Here is a 5,212-nt window from a genome sequence, read left to right as displayed (position 1 = left end):
CAAAGAGACTGTGGTTGTAGCCTTTCGAAAACCATCTGGTGGTAGGAGTTGAGAAACAATCCACAGTATCTGAAACAGTATAGCATAATGACCTTGGAGAGGGTCTATAAACACTACTACTTTATAATACGAGGAGCTGAGAAGAAATGAAGAAGAAAAAAATGGCGACAGCGGCATTGGCAGCGCTCATGGCGTTGACAGCAGTTGGCGGTATTACAGTTTATGGTGCTTCTGATACAAAAACGGCAACCTTAAATAATGCACAGGTTCGATTCAACGATGGGAAGGTGCAGACGATTCAGTGTTATAATATCGATGGCTATAACTATGTAAGAGCCAGAGATATTACAAATAACTTAGGAATGGCAGTAGGTGCGATCCAAAATGGTGATACTGGTATTATGGTACACCCTTACCAGGCACCTACATCTACTGCAACACCTGAAAAACTGACGCAGCAGACAGCGAAGGTAAAAGTAGTTGAAGGCAACTTAATTTACGATGGTTGGGTTTCTAAGGCAGAATGCTTCCTGTTGAATGGCAGATACTATTTTCAGCTGGCAGATTTTGCAAATGCAGCGGATACTCAGCTGGATGTTGCACTGGAAACAGTTGAATTTGAGGCAAAAGGCGAATATGCAAAAGCTCCCTATATGAGCATACACAATGGTATTGAAGTTGTTTGGAACAACGATACAAAAGTGATCGATGTAAAGAAAACAACAACAGATCTGCAGCAGATTTTTAACGACATTCGCGGTGGCAAAACGCCTATAGAAAAACCTGATAAGGAAGAAGTAGTAGACGAGGATGAAAAAAAAGAACCCGTGGTTGAAAAAGAAGATAAATTCGAAGCAACTGGTGTTATGACGTTTGCTCCCAAAGAGGGTGAAATTCTGGCGAATATCCTGAAGGATGAAGATAAAGGTGCATATTTGAGTAATGGTAAAGCGAATATGAATAATTTGACAAAGCCATATACTTTATATCCGGAAAGTCATGTTGGTCAGTGTACATGGTATGCCGAAGGCAGACTGATGGAAACAACAGGTTTAAATTTGCAGCCTTTATGGGGAGATGGCGTTGATAAATGGGTTGAAAAAGCACAGAGTGGAAAATCTCCCGATTTAGATGGCACAACAAATAAATATGACATCGAAGCAGGTTGTATTGCTGTATTTAGAGGCCATGCATTGTTTGTGGAATGGGTGGACTTTGATGAAGAAGGTAATCCTAAAACGGTATATTTCACAGAGGGCAATATGCAGAGAAATGGCACTTATAATCCCAATCAAGATGGTAAAGTGCAAGTGTTGGCTTTTGATGACTTTATCGTAAGACAGTCCTTTATCGGTTATGTAATTGTAAAATAACAATCTACAGTAGATGTGGCATCATTATTTAGGATTCCTTCAAAATTTATCGTGCATCTTCAAGATGTGTGGTATAATGAAACAAACATAATGTGCAGAGGAGGCTGTTGATATGACGGTTGAATACAAAAATAAATTGGAAAAATCCTTAGATAATGCAGCCATGTCCGCAAGAATGGAAGGATATACTTTCTCTCCACAGATGAGAACGCAATGTATGGATGTTCTGACAGGAAGAAAAAGTTTAGCGGATTGTATTGCGGAAATCAATATGAAGTATTCGAATGTACAGGAGTGATTGATATTAGTTATAGCGTGGAATCAACAACAAAAGATTGCTACCCTGGAACAACGGTATTGATCAATAAACTGGGCATTAAGAATCAAAACCATTTGGATGAAATAGAAACGATGATTGTTTCAGTAAAATCAGCAGAGATAGAATTATCTTTTAGTTCGGATGCAGATTTTGATTTTGAATTTTATAAAGATTTGCACAGAATACTTTTCGAAGATATTTATGAATGGGCTGGAACAGTCCGTACAATAAATATTAGCAAAAAGCAAACTAACTTTTGCTCTACAGAACAAATACAAGCGACAGGGGAGAATATATTTAAGCATTTGCAGAAAGCTAATTATTTTTCTGATTTGTCCCATGATGAATTAATAGAAGAATTAGCAGACTTGTATAATAGTATAAATTACTTACATCCATTTAGAGAAGGAAATGGAAGATGCCAAAGATTATTTTTCAGACTTCTTTCCAATAAAATTGGATATTCTATGGATTTTGATAAGATTGATCCAGATAGTCTGATGGTAGCAACGATACAGGCTTCTGGTGGTGTATTAGATTTTTTGAAAATTATATTCAAAGAATGCTTAAAAAAAGAAAAATAAATAATGAACTACAAAAAGCAGACGAAAAAACTCGGACTGCTTTTTTTGTTGCCTTTATTCAGTCGGAGAAGGGGGGAAGAGGAAAAGAAGTAAATGGAAAGTGAAAGAAAGCAACACAATAAAAAGAAAGGAGAATACGTGATGAAAAAGATATTCACTAAGCGTTTCTTTGGCTGGCCTATGTCACTGGTGATGCTTACCTCTTTGTTGCCTGCAGCAGCTGCGGCATCAAATGAAGGAATTATGACCATCGGAACTGTTTATCATTCGAATCAGAAATTGACGAAAGATACAAATACTCGTATTCCGTATCTGAAATTCAATGGTGTAGTAGACTATGATAACTTTGTTCCTATGCAGGTATCCTGGACAAACCCAGCAAACAGTACAGTTTATCAGGCATATTGCATCAACCCTGCTTATCCTGGTTATGGCGATACAGCTGACTATGGTGTAGACATTGAAAAATTTGATAATGACTGTATTGTAGACGCTGGCGGTTCCGGCGGTTCCGGCAAAAGAGCAGGCGATAAATCTACTGCCGGAAATACAATTTCTGCATTTCTGGAAGGGGCTGTAAACTATGGCTATCCTACAGTCTCTGCGGAAACATTGTTGGAAGGTACAGCAGCTTCTTATGGCGTAGACCAGGATGAATTGGAATACGGTGCATACCTAGCAACCAAAATGGCCATTTGGTCTGGTATTCATACAAGCTATAGTATCAATTCCTGGAGTGTAAATGATGGTCTGAGTGGTTATTCTGCAGTATTGAAGAATAAAGTCCTGGCTGCAACAAGAAGCATTTATAACAAAGCTGGTAGCCATACTCCACATGACGGACTGAGTGACGTTACTTTCACTGCTGGTGAACCTAAAAAATCTGGCAGTAATTATGAAGTAGTATATACGATTGGGAACACAGACAACAATGTACCTAATTCCGAAATGTATATCGAAAATCTGAACGGTGGTGCATTCCCTCCCGGACTGACAATCGTGGATGAAAATGGTGATGAATTTGAAACGATCACTACATCTTCCGGAAACGCAAGATTTGTCCTGCCGGCAGGTACGGAAGAAGTAACAGTGATCATTCCCGATCCTGGTGAAGCAGGTACACAGGTGGATTTAAGACTATATGCCCAGCAGATGAAGAAAGTATTGCTGTATGGTAGAAGTACCAAGGATGCCGCACAGAGTTATGTTCTGGCAGGGAATCATTGGGATAATCCTTATGACGGTTTTGCGATTAATCAGGAGTATGTACCTGATGAAGGTATTCCTGAAACGCCTGATACACCAGATACATCAACTGGCAGTGGTGATTTAGTTGTACTTAAACTGGATGCAAGGGATAATGCCACTCCTCTGGCGGGTGTGACCTTCGACTGCTATAACTCCAGAGGTCAGCTGATCGATACTGGCACAACAAACAGCAGTGGTAAATGGTTACCTAATATCCCCGGCGAAGGTACATATACGATCGTTGAACGTGACTCCGGTGACAGTTATCAGCTGACAGAACCTACAACAATCGTAATTACAGTACCCGATGACGAAAAAGTAACAGCTACATTCCGCGACTATCCCGATCAGACTGTAACAATGGAAAAAGAAGATGCTGAAACAGGCAAACCTATTTCCGGTGTACAGTATGAAATCGTACAGATCGACGGTAAGGGTGCATGGAGAGCAACAGGCAAAACAGACGGCAGTGGTAAGATCGAATGGGACGATGTAACAGATGGTACTTACATGGTTCGCGAGGTATCCACTGTTGAAGGTTATATCCTTGATCCTACACCCCAGTATGTAACAGTAAGAAATGGTCAGGCGCCCAGCCTGAAATTCACAAACTCCAAATTCCCCGGTCTGACAATTACAAAAGTCGATAAACAGACAGGCGAATCCATCAAAGATCCTGCAACATTCAAAGTGGAACAGATCGATGGTGACTATGCAACAACAGTCGAAACAAAAGGTGGCACAGTTAATCTGAAGAACCTGCCTGTAGGCTCTTATAAAATTACAGAACTGGCAGCCCCCGAAGGTTATGTAGTGGATTCTTGCCCTGGTACAGTTTATCTGGGTAAAGATAAGAGCATCCAGTATGTGGCTTATAACCTGAAAGCACCTGTACTGACAATCGAAAAGATCGATAAACAGACATGTGATCCCGTACCCGGGACAAAAGTCGAAGTGAAGAAAACCGACGGTACAAAGATCGGCACAGTAGAAACAGGCAAAGACGGTACAGTAACGATCGGTATGAAAGGCAGCGAACTTGGCTACCTGAAACCCGGTACATACACAGTAACAGAAGTATTCGTACCTGAACCTTACGTACTGTCTGGTGAGCATCAGGATATCCAGTTGAACGCAGGCGATACAAAATCTCTGATGTTTGCGAATCTGGAAGCACCTCAGATCACCGTTCAGAAATATGATGAAGAAACAGGTGATAAACTGGAAGGCGCACAGTTCGCTATTTATGAGCAGTCTGATCTGTCCAGACCTGTTGCTGAAGGTATGACAGATAAAAACGGTGAATTCACAACAGGCTATATCGCTCCCGGTACATATGTTGTGACTGAACTGAACCCTCCTCCCGGCTATATGTTCTCCGATAAGACAAGCCCTGATCGTGTGATCGTGGCCAAAGCAGGTGACGGTGAAATCATCGTTAAAGTTGATAACATTAAACTGCCTGAACTGACAATCAAGAAAGTCGATGCAGTTACAAAAGAACCTATTGCTGGTGTTACATATAGCGTAGGTTTGGTTGACGATACAAGCGTAGAACCTGCAACAGTAACAACAGATAAGGAGGGTATGATTTCTCTGCCTGGTCTGGCTGCAGGTACATATGAAATCAAAGAAATTTCTACACCTCATCCTTACATCCTGAACGATACACCTCAGCGTGTGAAACT

Annotated in this window: 4 protein-coding genes; all 4 read left to right on the top strand. The window is 40.8% G+C overall.

Annotation, left to right across the window (positions count from 1 at the left end; translation table 11 throughout):
- The first annotated feature begins 146 nt into the window (after positions 1–146).
- On the top strand, positions 147–1,373 hold the full coding sequence (locus IJ369_RS00455) for a CHAP domain-containing protein (RefSeq protein WP_290714682.1): 1,227 nt from the start codon (positions 147–149) through the stop codon (positions 1,371–1,373).
- 112 nt (positions 1,374–1,485) lie between these two features.
- The gene (locus IJ369_RS00450) at positions 1,486–1,671 is read left to right on the top strand and encodes a hypothetical protein (protein WP_290714680.1); all 186 of its coding nucleotides are present in this window, start codon (positions 1,486–1,488) and stop codon (positions 1,669–1,671) included.
- The gene (locus IJ369_RS00445) at positions 1,668–2,276 is read left to right on the top strand and encodes a Fic/DOC family protein (protein WP_290714678.1); all 609 of its coding nucleotides are present in this window, start codon (positions 1,668–1,670) and stop codon (positions 2,274–2,276) included. The genes IJ369_RS00450 and IJ369_RS00445 overlap by 4 nt, the downstream gene beginning before the upstream one ends.
- Before the next feature lie 141 nt (positions 2,277–2,417).
- The coding region (locus IJ369_RS00440; protein ID WP_290714676.1) for a SpaA isopeptide-forming pilin-related protein at positions 2,418–5,212 on the top strand (2,795 nt) is incomplete at its 3' end.

The organism is Anaerotignum sp., assembly GCF_017483025.1.
Lineage (GTDB): Bacteria > Bacillota > Clostridia > Lachnospirales > Anaerotignaceae > Anaerotignum_A.
This window is presented reverse-complemented; position numbering and strand designations above follow the sequence as displayed.